This is a genomic window from Streptomyces sp. NPDC005485 (genome assembly GCF_040606085.1).
Taxonomy (GTDB): domain Bacteria; phylum Actinomycetota; class Actinomycetes; order Streptomycetales; family Streptomycetaceae; genus Streptomyces.
The window spans coordinates 1-21,153 of sequence record NZ_JBEXDZ010000167.1 but is presented as its reverse complement, the minus strand read 5'-3'; the positions used below and the strand labels follow the sequence as shown (position 1 = coordinate 21,153).

At 70.3% G+C, this 21,153-nt stretch carries 14 protein-coding genes; 8 read left to right on the top strand and 6 right to left on the bottom strand.

Annotated features, from left to right (window positions below):
* Positions 1-127: 127 nt before the first annotated feature.
* From rsgA to ABZS97_RS36775, 3 genes are all read right to left on the bottom strand, one after another.
* A complete protein-coding gene (gene rsgA, locus ABZS97_RS36785; protein WP_356145189.1) occupies positions 128-1,219 on the bottom strand; it encodes a ribosome small subunit-dependent GTPase A in 1,092 nt (363 codons plus the stop codon).
* A gap of 273 nt (positions 1,220-1,492) precedes the next feature.
* Positions 1,493-2,149 (bottom strand): hypothetical protein, encoded by a 657-nt coding sequence (locus ABZS97_RS36780; protein ID WP_356145187.1) that lies wholly within the window; start codon positions 2,147-2,149, stop codon positions 1,493-1,495.
* On the bottom strand, positions 2,146-2,574 hold the full coding sequence (locus ABZS97_RS36775) for a hypothetical protein (RefSeq protein WP_356145185.1): 429 nt from the start codon (positions 2,572-2,574) through the stop codon (positions 2,146-2,148). The genes ABZS97_RS36780 and ABZS97_RS36775 overlap by 4 nt, the downstream gene beginning before the upstream one ends.
* A 39-nt stretch (positions 2,575-2,613) precedes the next feature.
* On the opposite strand from ABZS97_RS36775, the gene ABZS97_RS36770 reads away from it, so the two are divergent.
* Positions 2,614-6,201 carry a CHAT domain-containing protein gene (locus ABZS97_RS36770; protein ID WP_356145183.1) on the top strand — a complete coding sequence of 1,196 codons (3,588 nt, stop codon included), beginning with the start codon at positions 2,614-2,616 and terminating at the stop codon, positions 6,199-6,201.
* 34 nt (positions 6,202-6,235) lie between these two features.
* On the opposite strand, the gene ABZS97_RS36765 is transcribed toward ABZS97_RS36770, so the two are convergent.
* The 3 genes from ABZS97_RS36765 to ABZS97_RS36755 all read right to left on the bottom strand — a co-directional run bounded on the left by ABZS97_RS36765 (position 6,236) and on the right by ABZS97_RS36755 (position 10,067).
* Positions 6,236-7,738, bottom strand: a complete 1,503-nt coding sequence (locus tag ABZS97_RS36765) for a cellulose binding domain-containing protein (protein ID WP_356145182.1) — start codon at positions 7,736-7,738, stop codon at positions 6,236-6,238.
* A 246-nt stretch (positions 7,739-7,984) separates the two neighbouring features.
* On the bottom strand, positions 7,985-9,316 hold the full coding sequence (locus tag ABZS97_RS36760) for a radical SAM protein (RefSeq protein WP_356145181.1): 1,332 nt from the start codon (positions 9,314-9,316) through the stop codon (positions 7,985-7,987).
* A gap of 76 nt (positions 9,317-9,392) precedes the next feature.
* Complete coding sequence (locus ABZS97_RS36755) at positions 9,393-10,067, bottom strand: pyridoxamine 5'-phosphate oxidase family protein (protein ID WP_356145179.1); 675 nt, start codon at positions 10,065-10,067, stop codon at positions 9,393-9,395.
* A 208-nt stretch (positions 10,068-10,275) separates the two neighbouring features.
* On the opposite strand from ABZS97_RS36755, the gene ABZS97_RS36750 reads away from it, so the two are divergent.
* The 7 genes from ABZS97_RS36750 to ABZS97_RS36720 all read left to right on the top strand — a co-directional run bounded on the left by ABZS97_RS36750 (position 10,276) and on the right by ABZS97_RS36720 (position 21,110).
* Positions 10,276-11,520, top strand: coding sequence for an FAD-binding protein (locus ABZS97_RS36750; RefSeq protein WP_356145177.1), 1,245 nt, complete (start codon positions 10,276-10,278; stop codon positions 11,518-11,520).
* A 178-nt stretch (positions 11,521-11,698) separates the two neighbouring features.
* On the top strand, positions 11,699-13,000 hold the full coding sequence (locus ABZS97_RS36745) for an ROK family transcriptional regulator (protein WP_356145175.1): 1,302 nt from the start codon (positions 11,699-11,701) through the stop codon (positions 12,998-13,000).
* The gene (locus ABZS97_RS36740; protein ID WP_356145173.1) at positions 12,997-14,862 is read left to right on the top strand and encodes a glycoside hydrolase; all 1,866 of its coding nucleotides are present in this window, start codon (positions 12,997-12,999) and stop codon (positions 14,860-14,862) included. The genes ABZS97_RS36745 and ABZS97_RS36740 overlap by 4 nt, the downstream gene beginning before the upstream one ends.
* A gap of 232 nt (positions 14,863-15,094) precedes the next feature.
* On the top strand, positions 15,095-16,357 hold the full coding sequence (locus tag ABZS97_RS36735; protein ID WP_356145171.1) for a sugar ABC transporter substrate-binding protein: 1,263 nt from the start codon (positions 15,095-15,097) through the stop codon (positions 16,355-16,357).
* A gap of 20 nt (positions 16,358-16,377) precedes the next feature.
* Complete coding sequence (locus tag ABZS97_RS36730) at positions 16,378-17,346, top strand: sugar ABC transporter permease (protein ID WP_356145169.1); 969 nt, start codon at positions 16,378-16,380, stop codon at positions 17,344-17,346.
* Positions 17,343-18,215, top strand: coding sequence for a carbohydrate ABC transporter permease (locus ABZS97_RS36725; protein ID WP_356145168.1), 873 nt, complete (start codon positions 17,343-17,345; stop codon positions 18,213-18,215). Before ABZS97_RS36730 ends, ABZS97_RS36725 begins: the two co-directional genes overlap by 4 nt.
* A 27-nt stretch (positions 18,216-18,242) precedes the next feature.
* Positions 18,243-21,110 carry a glycoside hydrolase family 2 TIM barrel-domain containing protein gene (locus ABZS97_RS36720; RefSeq protein ID WP_356145166.1) on the top strand — a complete coding sequence of 956 codons (2,868 nt, stop codon included), beginning with the start codon at positions 18,243-18,245 and terminating at the stop codon, positions 21,108-21,110.
* Positions 21,111-21,153 lie beyond the last annotated feature (43 nt).

Genomic DNA, 21,153 nt, shown 5'->3' with positions numbered 1-21,153 from the left:
CGGGCAGTACGCCCACGCGGCGACGGGCAAGACGTACCGGCACGGACCCGACCCACAACACACCCCCCTGCGAACGGCGCCCACGCCAGCAGACGTACCGGCACGGACCCGACCCACAACGACCCCCCTACGACAGGCGCCCCCGCTTCGCCTCCATCGCAGCCCTCCCCTCCGCCCCCTTCCGCTTCCAGTCCCGACGGATCTCGGCCCGCACGCGGGCGTCGGTCTTCGCGACGATGCGCTGGTTCTCGCGCAGGAGCTTGCGGTAGCTGTCGAGGCGGCGCTCCGCGAGATCCCCGGAGTCCACCGCGGCGAGGACCGCGCAGCCGGGCTCCGCGACATGCGCGCAGTCCTGGAAGCGGCACTCGGCGGCGAGTTCCTCGATCTCGGAGAAGACCTGACCGACGCCGGTCTCGGCGTCCCACAGGCCGACTCCACGCAGCCCTGGCGTGTCGATGAGGACACCCCCGCCCGGGAGGGCGAGCAGGTTGCGGGTCGTCGTGGTGTGGCGGCCCTTGCCGTCCACGTCACGCGCGGCCTGGACGTCCATCACGTCCTCGCCGAGCAACGCGTTGGCGAGGGTCGACTTCCCCGCACCGGACTGCCCGAGCAGCACGGACGTACCGTCCGCCAGAAGGGCCGCGAGCACGTCGAGCCCCTCCCCCAACGTGGAGCTGACGGTCAGCACCGGCACGCCGGGCGCCGCCGTCTCCACGTCCTGGACGAGATGCGCGAGGGTCACGGGGTCCGGCACCAGGTCGGCCTTGGTGAGGACGACCACGGGCTGCGCCCCGGACTCCCACGCCAGGGCGAGGAAGCGTTCGATGCGACCGAGGTCGAGTTCCAGCGCGAGGGACACGGCGATGACCGCGTGGTCGACGTTGGCGGCGAGGATCTGCCCCTCGGACCGCTTGGAGGAGGTGGAGCGGACGAACGCGGTGCGGCGCGGCAGATACGTCCGTACGTACCGGGGGTTCCCGCCGGGTTCGACGGCGACCCAGTCGCCGGTGCACACGACGCGCAGCGGATCGTGGGGCGTCACGAACGCGGTGTCGGCGCGCAGCACCCCGTCGACGGTGATGACGTCGCACTGGCCGCGGTCGACGCGGAGCACCCGCCCGGCGAGGAGCCCTTCGGAGTCGTACGCGGAGAACTGCTCCGCCCAGGAGTCGTCCCAGCCGTAGCGGGACAGGGCGGAGAAAACTGCGGAGGAAGTCAAGGGTGACCCTTCACAAGGGTGGCCCCGGCACGCGCACTCAGGCGCGGTGAATGAAGGAGGTGGAGGTCAGCCGGCGGCCACAGAGGTGGACTTGATGGACTTCTGAATGCGGGCAGCGCCCTGCACGGTGACAGCCATCGGTCAACACCTCCTGGTTCGCACTCGGTTCACACTCGATCGGTCCCGGCGGCCGCCGGCCACCGAGGAACATCGCTCACCCTAGAGGCACCTCATGATGTGACGCCAATGATTTATCGGGTCGATTCGAGCGTGTCATCCGCAGCTCCTCACGACCTCGATGTTCGTGACGTCCCCCAACGGGATCACAGCGGGTTCATGGCGTCCCGGGCTCTTCAGCCGGAGCATTCCTCCATCGGCGGAGCGCAGCGTTCCGCAGCTGGTCCGGCCTTGGTGGGCGACCTTGAGGTAGACGGGCTTGTCGCCTGTCGACTCGGCGGGCGCCCACCAGGTGACGCCGATGCCCGCGAGCAGGAGGGCCAGCGCGACCGCGACCAGGTACTGTGCGCGCCGCAGCCGGGCGGCCGCGATGTTCGCGAGGGCGACCTTGTACGCGGCGACCGACCCGTAGCGGCTGTGCACGGCGTTCAGCGTGGTGGCCCGGGGACGGGTGCCGGCCTGGGCCCCGAGCGCCTGCCACAGCCCGAGGATCGCTACGAGCAGGCCGCCTCCGATGAGCGCGGTGAGGGCTGCCCGCCATTCCGTGGGCAGGGCGCTGGTGGTGTCCCGTCCCTTGATCACCACACCGGTGGTGACCAGGGTGATGAAGGCGGAGAGGCCGTTGCGCCAGGTCTCCGCGCTGGAGCGGACGGCGTCCAGGGAAGCCGCCGACAGCGCGGCGAAGGCGTCCCGTTCGGCGAGGTCGAAGGGAGTGGGCCCACGGGTCGGTCTCCTCGGCCGGTACCCGCTCATGGTGTCCCCTGGGGAAGGGGCCCGGCGGCTTCGGCCTCCAGCTCCACGCGGAAGCTGACCCCGCAACCGGTCGTCCCCTCCGGGACTCCGGCATGTGCGAGGCCGCAGCCGCAGGTGACGTCCACGACCACCACGGGAGGCCCCGCCGCCGGGACCGCATCGGCGCCGTGTCCTCGTGACGCGCCGAAAACGTCCACCACCGTGGGGACTTGATGGTCGTTCAGCAGCCCTTCGCAGCGGGGGCAGTTGCCCCAGACCCGGGTGCTCAGGACGCCGTCGACGACGTTCACCTCGGCCTGCAGCAGCCCTTGCTCCAGCAGGCCGTAGGCCCGGTCGGTCCACTCGAAGTCCGAGGTGGGTTCCCAGGGTTCACTGCTCTTGTGCTCCGGTGCCGCCATGCTCGCGCCCGTTCCCCTCTGTCTCACTGCCCGGTCCTTCGATCGCCCCGCCGATAAAGTGACCTGGTGCGCGACCACCTCATCACAGCGCTCCTCGACCGCGTGAAGCGATTCCACGAACAGGGCGACGACTCCGTTCTGTTCGAGACGGCGGCGGCGGCCGAGGCGCGCGAACTGCAGGCGCATCTGGTCCAGGACGACGGAAAAGGCGGACGCGTCGTCTCCCCGGCCGTTCTGGACGCGCTCCTCGGCTTCCACGGGGCCCGGCATCAGGCGAGACCGGGAAGCGACGGGTACGCCGACAACGGCTGGGTGATGAGGCTGCTCGTCCTCCGCGCCCGGCTCCGCGGCGAAGGCGTGCCCAGGTCCTTCGTCGAGGCCGTCGCCGCGGCGAACGAGCGTGCCGACGAGGCGAGTTGCCGCGCCCGGCAGCTGATGACGACGTACGAGCAGACACGCGCCGAAGAGGCCCTGGACGGGGCCGTGCACCACTACCGTCTCGCGCTGGACCTGTCGATCACGGGTGACGACATACCCGGCCTGCCCATGGCCCACCTGTCCGGCGCCCTGATGCGCCGCTTCCACCTCAAGGGCGAGGCGTCCGACCTGGACGAGGCCATCGAGCTGCGCGAGTCCTCCCTCGTCTGGACGGCCGAGGACAACCCCGAACAGTCGCGCCGCCTCACCCTGTTGTCCAATCTGCTGCTGGAACGCCACGGCCGCTTCGGGGAGCGGCAGGATCTGGAGCGGGCCGTGTCCGCGGGAAGGGCGGCGGTGCGCGCGACGCCGGCCGGCAGCCACGCCCGCGCGCGTCGCCTGTCCCAACTGGGCAGGGCGCTCAGCCTCCGCCACGAGCTCACGGACGACATCGCCGATCTCCAGGAGGCGATCGGTCACGCGCGGGCGGCGGTGGAGGAGGCGCATCCGGAGGACCCCGACCGGCTGGACTTCGCGGTCCGTCTGGCGCGGCGGCTGCGCGCCCGCTACGACCGGCTGTGCGATCCCGCCGATCTGGAGGAGCCCATCGAGCTGCTGGAGTCCCTGCTCGCCTCGGCCTCCGTGCCGTCACGCCCGAACGTCCTGACCGAGCTCGCGACAGCTCTGTACTTCCGGCAGGAGCGGACGGGCGACCTCGCGGATCTGGACCGGGCGATCGCTCTCGAACAACAGGCCCTGGAAGAGACCTCCAGGACGGCCCCGGCCAGGGGGCGGCGACTGGCCAATCTCGCCGTCTCGCACCGCATCCGCTACGACCGGCGGGGTTCCGTCCAGGACCTGGACGAGGCCATCCGGTTGGGGACCGAGGCGGTCTCCGTCACCAGGGAGGACGGGTTCGTGCTGTCCAATCTGGGGCTGGCCTTCCTGCTGCGGTACAAGCGGCTCTTCGAGGCTGCCGATCTGGACCGGGCGATCCGCCTGACGACCCGGGCCGTCGATGCCCTGCCTGCTGTCTCGCCCAGCATCCACCGGGCCATGGCCATGTGCCATCTCGCCGAGGCTTTGAGGGCGCGGCTGCGCGACGACCATCATCCGGCGGACCTGGACGGGGTGATCAGATGGCAGCGGGAGGCAGCGGCGACGATTCCCCGCAGCCACCCGGAGTTCGGGCGCTACCTCTCCGCGCTCAGCATGGCTCTGCTCGCCCGCTTCCGGCTCGCGCAGTCCCCCGACGACCTCGACGAGGCGATCCGCACCGCCGAGCAGGCGGTGGCCGTCACCGCCCGCACGCACCCCTCGTACGAAACGCTTCTCGGGTGCCTCGCCGAGGCGCTCACCGACGGGCCGGAGCCCGGTGCCGACGCCCTCGACCGTGCCGTGGACCTGGCCAGGCAGGCCGCGTCGACGGTGCGGGACGACGACATCTTCCTTCCCAGGGTCTGGCGGCGGCTCGGCGACATGCTCGGGCGTCGCCACGACCACCGCGGCGACCCTCGCGACCTGCGCGAAGCGATCCGCTGGTGGCAGCTCGCCGCCGAACTGCGCGTGGCCACCCCGACGGACCGCATGGAGTGCTGCGCCGCCTGGGGTTCCGCGGCCGCGCGGCTGGGCGACCACGCCCTGGCCGCCGAGGGCTACGACCGGGCGGCGCTGCTGCTGCACGAGCTGGCCTGGCACGGGCTGCCCAGGGCGGCGCGCGAGAACCATCTGACCGAGTGGTCCGGGCTCGCGCCGGCCGCGGCCGCCTGCCACATCCTGGCGGGCGCTCCGGAGCGTGCGGTGGAGCTCCTCGAACAGGGCCGGACGATCATCCAGAACCAGCTGCTGCACACGCGCGGCGACATGTCCGAACTCGCCGTGCGGGCACCGGCTCTGGCGGCGGAGCTGCTGCGGGTGCGTGAGCGGCTGGATGTGCAGCGGTCCTCCTCGCGCACCGATCCGGCGGAACTGCCCGACGAGAGCCTGCTGTCGCCGCTGGGCCGGGAGCGGCTGGCGCAGGAGCGAGCCGCCCTGTGCCGTGAGTGGGACGATCTGGTGGCCGAGGCGCGGCGACTGGACGGCTTCACGTACTTCCTCGCGCCCGTGCCCTACGAGGAGTTGAGCATCGCGGCCGAGGGCGGGCCCGTCGTCGTGGTCAACGTGAGCGCGATCGCCTGCCATGCCCTGGTGATCCGCGCACCCGGCTCCCCCGTCGAGGTCGTCGACCTGCCCGGCCTCACGGAGGAGGAGGCGGCCCGGCAGGTCGTGACCTTCCTCAATGTGCTGGCGGCACGCGAGAAACCGCGCCGCGCCTTCCTGCGGCGGGAAGCCGACCGGCACGCGGTGTACGACCTGCTGGCCTGGCTGTGGGAGCGGATCGCGGAGCCCGTGCTCGACCATCTCGGTGCCCTGGGCCGTCCCGGCGAACCGCTGCCCCGCGTGTGGTGGTGCCCGACCAACCGGCTCGCGCTGCTGCCTCTGCACTCCGCCGGCCGATACCCGCGCCACCGCACCGCACCGGGTACGTCCCCGCAGTCCGAGTCGCTCTCCTGCGTTCCCGCTCGTGCCGTCTCCTCGTACATCTCGACGCTCACGGCCCTGCGCCGTGCCCGGGAGCGCGGCGAGGACGGCGGCGGCTTCGGCGGGCTGCTGGCCGTCGGCATGCCGCAGACACCGGGCCGGCCGCCGCTGCCGGAGGTGGAGCGGGAGTACGAGGAGCTGCGGGCCCGCTTCCCGCGAGGTGCGCCGGTGAACACGCTCATCGGGCCGGACGCGACGTGCGAGGCGGTACGGCGGGCGCTGCACGAGAGCTCCTGGGCGCACTTCGCCTGCCACGCCGAACAGGACTTCATGGATCCCGCGCACAGCGCCTTCGTCCTGTACGACGGCCGACTGGCCGCCACCGAACTGCTGGAGCTGGATCTGCCGCGTGCGGAGCTGGCCTATCTGTCCGCATGCGAGACAGCCACCGGCGCGGTCAATCTGCCCGACGAGGTCATGCATCTGGCGTCCACCATGCAGCTGGCCGGATACCGGCACGTCCTCGCCACCATGTGGAGCATCGAGGACGGCTCGGCGCCGGACGTGGCCGCACAGGTCTACGCCGCCCTGACCCGTGCCGGCCGCCCGGACGCCGGCGAGGCCGCCCGTGCCCTGCATTCCGCGGTGGCCGCGCACCGCGGGCAGCACCCGACGGATCCGCTGCGCTGGGCGGCGTATCTGCACGTCGGTCCGTGACGCACCGCGCCCGCCCTGCCGGGGGGCAGCCCTTTCAGCTCGCGCAGTGATGCCCGTTCAGCGTGAAGGAGCGGGGAGCGGAGTTGTCGCCGTCCCAGGAGGCGAGGAAGCCGATGCCGAAGGTGCCGCCCGCGGCGACGGACTTGTTGTAGTCGGCGGCGATGACGGTCACCTGGGAGTCGTGCTGGACGAAGCTGCCGTCCCACATCTGGCCGACCCGCTGGCCGTTGCGGAAGGTCCAGCCGATGGTCCAGGTGTTCAGCGGCTTCTCGGAGGTGGCGGTGACCGTGGCCTGGAAGCCGTCGGGCCACTGGTTGGTGATCTCGTACGTGATCCGGCAGGACGGGTCGGCCGACTCGCCCGCAGCGGGCTTGCCCGAACCGCTGGTGGCGGAAGAGGAGTCGCCCTGGGGTTCGGTGGCGGGGACCGTCGGACCGGACGGGTCGGCCGAGGCGTCCGGTGACGTGGAACCGGCCTCGCCGACCGACGTCGACGTGCTGGAGGTGACCGGTTGGGACGAGGAGTACGAGGGCCCGGGGTCGGCCACCGGCTGCCGTTCCGTGGAGTCGCCCCGTGTCGAGCCGCCGGCCTCGGGGCCGTTCGCACCGTTGAAGGGCATGAGCGTGACGCCGAGTGCGAGCACGGAGACGATCACCGCGGCGACGAGCATGCCGTTGCGGCCGATCCGGGGCCGGGGCAGCCTGCCCTCGGCGATTCCGGTGTCCCTGGCGGCGTCCATGCGCCCGCCGTTCAGGCCCGCCTCCGCAGCCCGGCGACGCCGCTCCAGGTACGCGAGGCCGCCCCAGCCGATGACGCCGCCGGCGAGCGCCGAGGGCAGCCCGCCGCCGTGCAGCCGCAGACAGGCGGCGGCTTCCGCGCACTCCACGCACCGGGCGAGGTGCCGCGAGAGGTCGCCGGGGGTCTCGGCGCCGGGCGAGCGGGTGACGGCGTCGAGGAGCCGGGCGTAGCTGCGGCAGTTCGCGTCCATCGGGGTGTCGAGATGGTTGCGATGGCACCGGTCCCTGAACAGCGCCCGGACCTGCGCGAGTTCGTCTGCGGCGGCGGTCGGGTCGAGGCCGAGCCGCCGGGCGACGGCGGGCAGCGGCAGCGACTCCACCTCGGCCAGCCACATCAGGTCGGCGTCCGGTTCCTGCATGTCCCTGAGCCCGCGCAGCGCGAGCGGGCGGTGCAGGGGCGGCCCGGTGTAGCGGGCGGCCTTGTCGGAGTTGAGCCACAGCCGCAGGTCGGGGTCGAGCCGATGGCCCTGCCCGTGCGCCTCCCAGCCGGCGGCCGTGGTGCGAACCGACGTCAGCAGCAAGGGCACTCGGGGCAGCCGAAGGGCCCTGCGGCCGGTACTCTTCGTTCCTGCCGCGTTCGCACGCACTTCGCGAATGCCGTGGGTGAACGCCTCGGTCGCCAGCTGGCTGGAGGCCGCGGAACCGGACGTGCACAGATCGGCGTACGACAGGACCGCGTCCCAGCACTCCGAGAACAGTGCGGCCTCGGCGGCGTCCTGAGGGGTCGGCAGGTCGGGCATGGGGGGCTCCTGCATCAACTTCTTCCAGATGCGTACATCAACTCCCTAGCTGTACAAGGGAGTTGGTTGCCGCCTCGCGACGGTGCCCGAGCTTTTCACGCTTCCCACACAACTGACAAGCCGCGTATTCAATTCGCATGGCAACCGCTTGCGGGACCCGGGGAACGCGAGGCTCCGGGAACGCGGAGGCCGGGCGTGGCGGACACGCCCGGCCTGTAGTACGGACGGGAAGCCAGGAAGTATCAGTTACCGGCGGACGGGCTCCTCGGTGAGGTCCCGCGCCGGGAGGCTGTCCATGAAGGAGCTCACCGAGAAGACGGCGTGGCCCGGCCCGGGCGGACCGTATCCGGGCGGCGAGGAGAGACCGAAGTCCTCCATCGTGGAGCGGTAGGCCTCGAGGAGCCGGATGTGGTACTCCAGCGGCGCGCCCTGCGGGTTGGCCTTGCCTAGCGGGGTCGTGGGCTCCGGGCACCAGGTGGTGAAGCGGGGCGTGATGCCGTGCGACATGAAGAAGCGCAGGCCTTCGGTCGTCGACGCGATGGCCTCGTCGACGGTGGTGAAGCCGAAGGGCTCGGCCATCTCCACGCCCGCGACGAAGTTGGGGATGACGTTGCGCGCGCCGAAGACCTCGGCGGAGTCGAGGATGCGCTTGTGCCACTCGTCGCGGCCTACGTAGCGCTCCTTGCCGGGGCAGTACAGCTCGAACAGCCGGCGGTCCCACACCTCGTAGTTGGGGTGGTAGATCTGCACGCCGTAGTCCTTGAAGCGCTGCACGTCGTCCCGGGGCAGCGCCTGTGCGACGACCTTGCCGATCCAGCGGTTCGGGAAGTGCTCCTCGATGGCCTTGGCGTACATGCCGTAGAAGTCGGCCTCGTCGCGGCCCTGCAGCTTGGAGGTGATGGCGCCGCCGGTGAGGGTGTAGGCGGTGGAGGTCTTCGCGGTGTCGTACCGGTCGATGATCTCCAGGGCTTCCAGGACCTCGTCGACGTCCTTCACGCCGGTGTACGGGCGCCCCGCCGCCTTGTGCTGGCGCCAGTTGTGGTTGATGTCGCAGTACTGGCACTCCTCCTTGGCGCCGAAGTACTGGCAGACGCGGAAGACGGTGAGGTAGATCAGGTAGCCCCACTGGATGGTGGGGGCGACCTCCATGACGGACTTCCCGTTGGAGAGGGTGTGCTTGTAGTACTCGGGCATGGGCGGCACACCGACGTCGGCGATGCGCCGACCGTCCAGATAGAGCCCGAGAAGCCCCTCGCCGTCGGCCGCCACCCGGTACGGCGAGGACGGGTTCACCCGGACCGAGACGACGGTCCGCCGCAGGTCGTAGGGGCCGCCGGTGAGGATGATCTCCTCGGGCGGACGGCGCAGCGCGGCCTCGCCCAGCTCGGGCAGGGTGCCGTGGTCGAAGGAGAAGATGAAGTACGACTTCGGCTTGACCTCGCCCTTCTCGTTGTCGCTGAGGGCGGACGCGTCGAAGGCCACACCCCCGCGGAGCAGGTCCTCCTTGAAGACGGCTTCCCGCGGCACGTGCGGGAAGCGCTCCATCAGATCCTCGACCAGCGCGGTGCGGCTGCCCATCCCGTTTCTCCTCCCGACAAAGGCGTACGACCCGGCGAAGGCGTACGACTCCTCACGGTATGCCCCCGCCCGCACGTCAGCCGTGCCGGGTCCCCTCGCGGCGCGTGAGGTGGGCCGGCGCGGTGATGTCCGGCGGGAGTACGGGGTCGGGGACGAGCGCGCCCCAGGTCGCGGTGAGCGGCAGGGTGCCGGCCCAGCGGCCGAGTGCGGCGTCGGGGCCGTCGCCGTCCTCCGGGGCGCCCGAGCGGATCTTGACCGACGCCTCCTCCAGGGAGAGCGCGAGCAGGGTGGTCGCGGCGAGTTCCCTGCGGCTGGGCGCGCGGGCGTAGTCCCACTGGCCGGGGGTGGCGTGCTCGGTGAGCCGCCGCAGGCCCGCCAGCTTCTCGTCCGGGTCGGTGACCTTGCGGGGCACTGCGTGGATCATGGCGCTGCGGTAGTTCACCCCGTGCTCGAAGACGGAGCGCGCGAGGACGAGCCCGTCGACGTGAGTGACGGTCACACAGACCGGCGCCGTCGCCGCCAGACTCCGGCTGGCCACGGACCCGTGTACGTACAACTGCTCCCCGTCCCTTCCGTAGACGGTCGGCACGACCAATGGCCGCCCCTCGACCACCACTCCGAGATGACAGATGAAGCCGGCGTCCAGAATCGCGTCGAGGTCGGCTCGCTCCAGGCTGCCCTGCTCCCGCAGACGGCGGTGCCGGGTGCGGTCGGTCTCCTGGAGGGCGGCGGGGCGGGAAGAGTGCGTCACGAGCGCGAGGCTACCGATATCGCGTCTCACTGGCCACACTCTTGCGAAATCAGCATCTCCATACGCATGAATCAACGAAATCCGCACATCGATATGCACGCCAGACCGAACCCCTCCCGCCCGTCGGCAGCCGGATATGGACACACGCGCCCCACGACGGCAACTGTGATCTCCTGACCGGACGACTTCCCGGGGAGGGACTACAGCGATGGACGAGATCCTGAGCAACTGGGCGGGGAACATCACCTACTCCGCCAAGGAGCTGCACCGCCCGCACTCGCTCGACGCGTTGCGGGCGCTGGTGGCCGACAGTGCGAAGGTGCGGGTGCTCGGCAGCGGGCACTCCTTCAACGAGATCGCCGAGCCGGGCGACGGCGGTGCACTCCTCTCGCTGTCGGCGCTGCCGCCGGTGGTGGACGTGGACACCGCGGCCCGTACGGTACGGGTCGCGGGCGGCGTCCGGTACGCCGAGCTGGCCCGGCAGGTGCACCGGCACGGGCTCGCGCTGCACAACATGGCATCCCTCCCGCACATCTCGGTGGCGGGCTCGGTGGCGACCGGCACCCACGGCTCGGGCGTCGCCAACGGCTCGCTCGCCTCCGCCGTACGCGAGGTCGAGCTCGTCACGGCGGACGGGACGACCGTCACCCTCGCCCGGGGCGACGCCCGCTTCGACGGCGCCGTGACCTCCCTCGGCGCGCTCGGCGTGGTCACCGCGCTCACCCTCGACCTGGAACCGGACTTCGAGGTGGCCCAGCACGTCTTCACCGAACTCCCGTCGACGGGGCTGGACTTCGAGAAGGTGGCGGCGGCGGCGTACAGCGTGAGTCTCTTCACCGACTGGCGGGAGCCCGGCTTCCGTCAGGTGTGGCTGAAGCGGCGCACCGACCAGCCGGCGCCTGAGTTCCCGTGGGCCGCTCCCGCCACCGAGGCGATGCACCCGGTGCCGGGGATGCCCGCGGAGAACTGCACCGAGCAGTTCGGTGTCCCGGGCCCCTGGCACGAGCGGCTCCCGCACTTCCGGGCGGAGTTCACCCCGAGCAGCGGCGCCGAGTTGCAGTCGGAGTACCTGCTGTCGCGCGCGCACGCCCTCGACGCACTGCACGCGCTGGACGCGATCCGCGAGACGATCGCGCCGCTGCTGCAGATCTGCGAGGTGCGCACGATCGCCGCCGACGCACAGTGGCTGAGCCCCGCCCACGGACAGGATTCCGTCGCCTTCCACTTCACCTGGGTCGAGGACACGGAAGCCGTGCTGCCGGTGGTGCGGCGCGTGGAGGAGGCGTTGGACCCCTTCGCTCCGCGGCCGCACTGGGGCAAGGTGTTCACCGTGCCGTCCGCCGCACTGCGCGAGCGCTACCCGCGCCTGGGCGACTTCAGGGCGCTGGCCGGCTCCCTCGACCCCGAGGGAAAGTTCACCAACGCCTTCGTACGGGAGATCCTCGATGCCTGACACCGGCCGACCGCAGCCGCCCACAGGCTGAAACCGGCCTCCCGTCACCCCTGCCGCGAGGGACTTTCTACACCCCCTTTCCTAACCCCTTGTCGAAAGTCCGTCCCAGGCCATAGCCTTGCGCCGCGCCGGGGCCGAAGTGCTCCGGCATGGGTCCGAAGGGATGGGGGCACGCCCGGTGAAGCGCACATCACGCGACATCCGCACCGCGAACCGCTATGAGGTGCTGCGCCAGATCATCGCCGAGTCGCCCACCTCCCGACAGGAGCTGGCGGCCGCGACCGGGCTGAGCCTGGCCACGGTCGCCACCCTCGTGGGCGAGCTGCTCGACCTGCGGATGCTGACCGAGGTCGGGTTCGAGGACTCCGCGGGGGGCCGGCCGCGGGGGCTGGTCGCCGTCAACGCGTCGGGCGGCGCCCTGATCGGCGTCGACATCGCGGAGACGTACGTACGGGTCGAACTGTTCGACCTGGGGCTGAACGTGCTGGCCCGAGCCGACGAGGACATGCGTCCCGGCGAGAGCAGGCCCGAGCAGGTCGTCGGCCATGTCGCGGCGGCGGTCGGCTCGGTGGTCGCACAGGCCGGCGTGGAGGGCGCGCGCGTCCTCGGGGTCGGCGTGAGCGTGCCGGGCCAGGTCGACCGGGAGGGCGGGGTGTCCGAGTACGCCCCGAACTGGAACTGGCACGACGTGCCGCTGCTCGACCTGCTCTCCGAGCACATCGCCTACCCGCTGTACCTCGACAACCCGCTGCGCGCCTGCGCGGTCGCCGAGCTCTGGTTCGGGGCGGCGCGCGGCCGCGGGGACGCCGTGGTGGTCAACCTCGGCACCGGGGTCGGCGCCGGGCTCGCGCTCGGCGGCGGGCTGCACCGGGGGGTCAGCAACAGCGCCGGCGAGTGGGGCCATACGACGCTCGTCCTGGACGGGCGGCTGTGCCACTGCGGCAACCACGGCTGCGTCGAGACGTATGTCGGGGCGCCCGGAATCATGCTGAACCTGCGGGAGCTCAGCCCCGGCAGCACGCTGCTGCACCCCGAGGACCAGACCGCGACCATCAACGCGCTGGCCCGGGGCGTGGAGGCGCGGGACCCGGTGGCGCTCAAGGTGGTCCGGGACACCGCCCGTTACCTCGGCGCCGGGATCTCGGACCTCGTCAACCTCCTCAACCCCGAAGTGGTCGTCCTCAGCAGCTGGGTCGCGGCCGCCCTCGGCGAGCCGCTGGTGACGGAGGTGCGCGAGGCCGTCGCCCGGCACGCGCTGCCGCGCCCGATGGCCGCCACCGAGATCGTCCTCTCCCCCATTCCCACCGATCCGGTCTGCCTCGGGGCCGCCACCTTCGCCCTCGAAGGCGCACTGTCCGTGGTCGGCCAGAAGTCCGGCAGTTCCAAGAAGCCCAAGTCCGGGACCCCCAAACCCGCGGGTGGCAGAGCCGCACCGCGTCGCACCACCCCCGCAAGGAGCCGTACAGCACCACCTTCATGACGACGGAAGGTAGGCACATGAGTCACCTGGGCAGACGGTCACTCCTGACCGGCGCGGCCGCCGCGCTCGCCGTCACCGGAGCCCTGATATCCGCACCGCCCGCGGGAGCCGCGGACCCCGCGGCCACGGATTCCTCGGCCGAGGTCTCCCCGCACGCCGCACAGACCATCGACAACATCGGCGCGTCCGGCGCCTGGTGGGTCAACGACCTGAAGAACTTCGACCCCAAGGTCCAGGCCACGGTGGCGAAGCTGCTGTTCTCCTCGCAGGGCCTGGACCTGAGCAACTACCGGTACAACATCGGCGGTGGCGGCACCGCGGTGACCACGCCCTCCCGCGCCCCCGAGGACTTCCTGAAGGCCGACGGGACGTACGACTGGAGCAAGGACAAGGGCGGCCGCACCTTCCTGAAGTACGCGGCCAAGTACGGCGTCGAGGACCTGGTCGCCTTCGTCAACAGCGCGCCCGCCGCGTGGAAGACCAACGCGCAGAGCTGCGGCGGCTACCTGAAGGCCGAGAACACGCAGGACTTCGTGCGGTACGTCGCCGATGTCACCGACCACTTCGCCGAGCAGGGCGCGCGGTTCGACTACATCAGCCCCTTCAACGAGCCGACCAACAGCTTCGACAGCTGCGGCCAGGAAGGCATGCTGGTGCCGGTCGACCAGCGCGACGACATCGTGCGGGCGCTCGGCGCCGAGCAGCAGGCCCGCAAGCAGCGGACCGGCATCATCGCCGACGAGTCCAGCAGCACGGTCGGTTTCAACACCGAACTGCCGCAGTGGATTTCGCAGCCGGGCACGGCCCAGTACGTCTCCAGGCTCGCGCATCACACGTACAACAACCCGGGCGACGACCAGCTGGCGAAGATCAACGAGACGTCGAAGTCGGTCGGCAAGCGGCCCTGGGCGACGGAGATCTGCTGCTTCGGCAACGGCGGCACCGGCTGGGCCCAGGAGTACGACCCGACGATCGACAGCGGGCTGAACATCTCGCGGATCATCTACAAGGACTTCGCGACCGCGCACGACTCGGCGTTCCAGTGGTGGACCGCGCTGTCGGAGATGATCGGCAGCGATCCGAACGCGAAGAACGGTGACGGCTGGAACGACGGCCTGATCTACTACGACCCGGACTACGCCACGAACGGCAACCAGAAGCTCTACTTCACCAAGCGCTACTACGCGCTCGGCCAGTACAGCAAGTTCGTGAAACCGGGCGCGGTCGCGCACAACGTGACCGGCGCACCGAGCGGCGTCGAGGTCTCCTCCTACGACCGGGGCGGCAAGTGGGTGGTCGTGGTCAACAACCACAACACCACCGACACCGCGCTGAACCTGCACTTCAACAGCAGGACGCCGGTGCGCGCCCAACAGGCCGTGCGCACCTCGGCCACCGAGAACTGGGCGAAGGTCGCGAAGCCCTCCGTGCACGGCGCCACCGCGTCCGGCACCCTCGCCGCCCGGTCGATCACGACGTACGTCTTCGACCAGAAGGGCCGCGGGGGTTCGGCGGTCACCGGGGCCTGGCAGGGCAAACAGTCCGGCAAGTGCCTGACCGCGGACGCCACGGGCGCCGCTCTGAGCACCTGCACGGGCGCGCAGGCCCAGGACTGGGCGTACGACGCCACAGGCGCTCTCAAGGGCGCCGGCGGGTGTCTGACGGCCGGGAGTTCGGGCCTGGCCGCCACGGACTGTGCCGGCAGTGCGGAGCAGCGCTGGCAGTTGAACGGCAACGGCCAGATCGTCAGTGAGGCTTCGGGCAAGTGCCTGGACGTCAGCGGTCAGGCGACCGCCGACGGCAGCAAAGTGATCGTCTACAGCTGCAACGGCGGGTCCAACGAGGCCTGGTCAAAGCAGTAACCACCCCTGTGCCGAGGGCCGCCGGCCATCCCTGACCCGGCGGCCCTCAACTCCCCTGCACCACCCCAACGTTCGAGATTCCGAACCGGACACAACGCTTCGAACAGACTTCGTCCAACCCCTTGCCGAAGCCTTAGCCGAAGGTTAACGTCCCGCACCGCACCTCAAATTCGAGCCACTTGGCGCTGAGCCGTAGAGCCGCAGCCGCACACATCGAGACAAGGACGTCAGCATGTCGGCAATGAGCAGCAACTGGGACCGCCGTTCCATCTTCAAGGCCGCCGCGGGCCTGGCCGCCGCCGGCTCGCTGGCCGCTTGTGGCGGCAACAACGGGCGCGGGGGCGGAAGCGGTTCGGGCAAGAACCTGAACCAGTACTTCCACGCGTACGGCGAGCCGGGCGTGGAGCAGGCGGTCAAGAAGTACGCGTCCGCGTACAAGGGCGCCAACGTGGGCACGCAGTGGATCACCAGCAACGACTATGAGACCAAGCTCTTCGCGGCCCTGCTCACCAGCAACGCCCCTGACGTCTTCGAGTTCCACCCGCAGATCCAGATGGTCAAGAGCGGTCAGGTGGCGGACCTGAGCGACATCATCAATCCGGTCAAGGACGACTTCAACCCGGCCGACATCGCGTCGCACACGTACGAGGGCAAGATCTACGGCGTCCGCATGATCGACGACCCGCAGTTCTTCTTCTACCGCAAGTCGATGCTGGAGAAGGCGAAGGTCGAGGTCCCGACCACGCTGGAGGAACTGATCGAGGCCGCCGCCAAGCTCACCACCTCCAAGGTCAAGGGCCTCTTCCTCGGCAACGACCTGCACGCCATCGAGGCGCCTCTGATCTGGTCCGCGGGCGCCGAGCCCCTCAACGCCAAGAACGAGATCGCCTACCACACCGACGCGGTCGCCGCCGGTCTCGGCCAGCTGCGCAAGCTGTTCACCAGCGGCCACCTGCTGCTGGACGCCCCTGCCGACTACTGGGACCCCTCGGCGATCAACCAGGGCCTGTGCGCCATCCAGTTCTGCGGCATGTGGGCGATGCCCGCCATGCAGAAGGCACTCGGCGACGACCTGGGCGTCTTCCCCTTCCCGAAGGTCGGCAGCAACGGCAAGCCCTCCGTCTACAACGGCGGCTGGTCCATGTTCGTCAACGCCAAGGGCAAGAACGTCGACGCGGCCAAGGAATACGTGAAGTGGCTGTGGATCGACCAGAAGAAGTACCAGGAGGACTTCGCGACCTCCTACGGCTTCCACATCCCGCCGCGCACCTCGATCGCCGCCTCCGCCGACAAGCTCAAGTCCGGTCTGCCGGCCGAGGGCGCCAAGCTCTTCACCGAATACGGGCACTTCGACAACATCAGCTGGACCCAGGCCATGTGGAGCGCCCTGGACGCTGTCATCTCCGACTGCGTCCGCAAGGGCGGGAGCCCGGAGGCGGCTCTCGACAAGGCCGACAAGACGATCAACCGTGAGCTGAAGAAGCTGTTCGGATAGGCCGCAGGAGAGACCACGCCATGTCGACCACCACCACGCGCGGGGTCGCCCGACCCGCCCCGGCCAAGGCCTCCCCGGCCCGGCCGCGGCGGGGGCTGCGGGGCAACCCCACCTTCAACTTCTGGCTCTTCACCGGCCCCTTCCTCATCGGCCTGACGATCTTCGTCTTCGTCCCCATCGGATGGAGCATCTGGCTCAGCTTCTTCGAGGCCCGCTTCACCGTCACACCTAGCCACTTCGTCGGGTTCGACAACTACAAGCAGATGCTGACGAACAGCGACTTCACCGGGTCGCTGTTGACGTTCACCGTGTTCGCCGCGTTCATCGTGCCCACGACCTGGGCGCTGTCACTGGGCCTGGCGCTGCTGGTGAACCGGCTGCGCTTCATGCGGGCGTTCTTCCGGTCGGTGTTCTTCATCCCGACCGCGTGCTCCTACGTCGCCGCCGCGCTGATCTGGAAGATGTCCATCTTCAACGGCGTCCGCTTCGGCCTGGCGAACACCGTCGTCGGCTGGTTCGGCGTCGAGAACATCGCCTGGGTGTCCAACCCGAGTCCGCCCTGGTACTGGCTGGTCATCCTGACCGTGCGCCTGTGGCTGCAGTCCGGCTTCTACATGATCCTTTTCATCGCCGCGCTGCAGAACATCCCGGCGGAGCTGTACGAGGCCGCGGCGATCGACGGCGCCAAGCCGGGCTGGCAGACCTTCCGGTTCATCACGCTGCCACAACTGCGGGCCACCTCGACCGCGGTGATCCTGCTGCTGCTCATCGCCGCCTACCAGGCGTTCGACGAGTTCTTCAACATCATCGGGAACAAGGCGACCTGGGGGCAGACGCCCCTCATGGTCCTCTACAAGACCGCCATCGGCTCGGGCCAGGACTACGGCGCCGGCAGCGCGGGCGCCGTCATCCTGACGGTGTTGATCTGCTTGGTCACCCTGCTCCAGGGCAAGATCATGGGCTTCGGAAGGGGGGAGGAGTCCAAGTGACGACCACCGCACCACGGATCGACAAGCCGCGCAGGAAGAAGCGTGGCGGCGTCATCGGCAACACGGGGCTTTACGTCTGCGTCAGCATCGCGGCGGCGCTGTTCCTGATCCCCTTCTACCTGATCGTCCGCAACGCCCTGTCCACGGACCAGGAGATCACGGGCGAGAACTGGAAGTTCTTCCCGAGCCAACTCCAGTGGAGCAACGTCTCCGAGCTGTTCAACGACCCGCTGGTCGACTTCGGCCAGTCCCTGTGGAACTCGCTCGTCGTGGCCGTCCTGATGACCGCCGGCATCCTGCTGGTCTGCTCGCTGGCCGGTTACGGCCTCGCCCGCATTCCCTACCGGCACGCCAACAAGGTCTTCTACGCCGTCCTGGCGACGCTGATGGTCCCGACATCCGTCACCTTCGTGCCGAGCTTCGTGCTGGTCTCCTCGCTCGGCTGGGTGGACACCTACCGCGGCCTGATCATTCCCGGCCTGTTCAGCGGCTTCACCTGCTTCCTCTTCCGGCAGTACTTCCTGGGGTTCCCGAAGGAACTGGAGGAGGCGGCGCGCGTCGACGGGCTCGGCTACTGGGGCGCGTACTGGCGGATCGTCGTTCCCAACTCGCTGAACTTCTTCGCGGCGATGGCCACGATCACGTTCATCAGCGGCTGGAACGCCTTCCTGTGGCCGCTGGTCATCGGCCAGGACCCCAGCTCCTGGACCGTCCAGGTCGCGCTCTCGTCGTACATGACCAACCAGACCGTCAATTACCACCTGATCTTCATGGCGACCGCCTTCTCGATCCTGCCCCTGGTATTCGTGTTCCTCTTCCTCCAGCGCTGGCTGGTGCAGGGGATCGCGCAGACCGGCATCAAGGGCTGACACCTTCCACTCAGGACCTGGAGACCGATGTCTTTCCGCACCTCCACGGCCATCGACTACGTCGAGGACGTCTCACCGGGCAGCGGGGCCCTCCCGCCCCGCGCCTGGTATGCCTCCTCGGACGCGAAGTCCCTGTCCCTGAACGGCAGTTGGCGTCTGCGTGTGTCGCCGACCGCCGACGCCGAGGACGACTCCTTCGCCGACGAGGGGTACGACGCCGGGGACTGGGCCGAGGTCGCGGTCCCCGGCCACTGGGTCCTCCAGGGGCACGGCGCGCCGATCTACACCAACCACCTCTACCCCTTCCCGGTCGACCCGCCGCGGGTGCCGACCGAGAACCCGACCGGTGACCATCTGCGGGTGTTCGACCTGCCGTCCGAGTGGCCCTCGGACGGCGGGGCGGTGCTGCGCTTCGACGGCGTCGAGTCCTGTGCCCGGGTCTGGCTGAACGGCACGGACATCGGCGAGTTCAAGGGCTCCCGGCTGCCGCACGAGTTCGCGGTCGGTCACCTGCTCAAGCCCGCCGGGAACGTCCTCGCCGTCCGGGTCCACCAGTGGTCGGCGGGCTCGTACCTGGAGGACCAGGACCAGTGGTGGCTGCCCGGCATCTTCCGGGACGTGACCCTGCTCCACCGCCCGGCTGGCAGCGCGCTGGACTTCTTCGTGCACGCCTCCTACGACCACACCACCGGTGAGGGCACCCTGCGCGTCGACTCCGACGTCGACGGGCGGGTGACCGTGCCCGCCCTGGACATCGATGTCGCGACGGGCGACGCGGTGACGGTGGCGGTGGAGCCGTGGACGGCGGAGACGCCCCGGCTCTACGACGGCTTCCTCGTCACCGAGGGCGAGCGCGTGCCGCTGCGCATCGGCTTCCGCACGGTCGTCCTGGAGGACGGCCTGATGAAGGTCAACGGCAAGGCCCTCCTCTTCAAGGGCGTCAACCGGCACGAGTGGCACCCGGAGCAGGGCCGCGCCCTGGACCTGGAGACCATGCGCCAGGACGTGCTGCTGATGAAGCGGCACAACCTCAACGCCGTCCGCACCTCCCACTACCCGCCGCACCCCGCCTTCCTCGACCTGTGCGACGAGTACGGCCTGTGGGTCATCGACGAGTGCGACCTGGAGACCCACGGCTTCACCGAACAGGCCTGGCGCGACAACCCCGTCGATGACGACCGCTGGACCCCGGCGCTGCTCGACCGCGCCGCCCGCATGGTCGAGCGCGACAAGAACCATCCCTCCGTCGTCATCTGGTCCCTCGGCAACGAGGCGGGGACGGGCCGCGGGCTCACCGCCATGGCCGAGTGGATCCACGGCCGCGACGGCTCCCGGCTCGTCCACTACGAGGGCGACATCGACTGCCGTGACACGGACATGTACTCCCGGATGTACGCCGACCACGCCGAGGTCGAGCGGATCGGCGAAGGCCTGGACGGCGGCACCCACAAGCGTCGTCAACTCCCCTTCATCCTCTGCGAGTACGGGCACGCCATGGGCAACGGCCCGGGCGGGATCGCCGACTACCAGCGGATCTTCGAGGCGCACGACCGCCTCCAGGGCGGCTTCATCTGGGAGTGGATCGACCACGGCATCAAGGACGATCGCCACGGTTTCGCCTACGGCGGCGATTTCGGCGAGGAACTGCACGACGGGAACTTCGTCTGCGACGGGCTGGTCCTCCCCGACCGCACGCCGTCACCGGGCCTCGTCGAGTACAAGAAGGTCATCGAGCCGGTTCGTATCGAGGGTGACGGCGCGGACGGAACTGTCCGGATCACCAACGGGTACGGCTTCGCCGACCTTTCCGCGCTGGCCTTCGAGTGGTCGTACCAGGTCGACGGCGAAAGCGTAGAAACGGGCACGCTGTCGGTGCCCGCGCTCGCGCCCGGCGAGTCCGCCGAGGTGAAGCTGCCGGCGCCGCCCGCGGACGGCCGGGGCGCCGAGACGCTGTGGACGGTGCGTGCGCTGCTCGCCGCGGAGACGGCGTGGGGGCCGAAGGACCACGAGGTGGCCTGGGCTCAACTGCCGGTCGGCGACCGTTCCCCGGAGCGGTTCGCCGCGAGTGAGGCGCCCGTTGCCGGCGAGCGGCGGATCACGCTCGGCCCGGCCGCGTTCGACGCCCGCACCGGCGCGCTGCGGACCCTCGGCGGCGTCGAGGTCTCGGATCTGCGCCTGGACGCCTGGCGTGCCCCGACCGACAACGACGACGGCGCGCCCTGGCAGTCCGATGTGCGCTACGGACTGATCTGGCGCAAGCTGGGCCTGCACCGGCTCCAACACCGGTTGGACGCCGTCGAGTTGGACGGCGACGCGCTGACCGTACGGACCCGGGTGGCGCCGGCCGCCTGGGAGGTGGGCCTGCGCACGGTCTACCGCTGGACGTCGGACGGCACCCGGCTGCGGCTGACGGTGTCCGTGACGCCCGAGGGCGACTGGGACGTGCCGCTGCCGCGGCTCGGGATCCGGTTCGGGCTGCCCGCCTCCGCGGACCGCGTGAAGTGGTTCGGCGGCGGCCCGGGCGAGGCGTACCCGGACACCAGGGCCGCCTCGATGCTGGGTCGTTGGGAGTCGTCGGTGGACGAGTTGCAGACCCCGTACGTCCGCCCGCAGGAGAACGGGGCGCGGGCCGACGTCCGTTGGGCCGAGCTCGGCGGGCTGCGGGTCGAGGGCGATCCGGAGTTCTGGTTCACGGCACGCCGCTGGACGACGGAGCAGCTCGACGCGGCCGCCCATCTGACGGACCTGGAGCCCGGCGACAAGGTCTGGGTCAACCTCGACCACGGCCAGCACGGCATCGGTTCGCAGTCGTGCGGTCCGGGCCCGCTCCCGCAGTACCGGCTGCAGGCGGCTCCCGCGGAGTTCTCGTTCGTCTTCTCGGAACTCCCTGGCTGACCCCTCACCTGCTCCACCCCGCGGCCGACCGGCACTTCAGCCG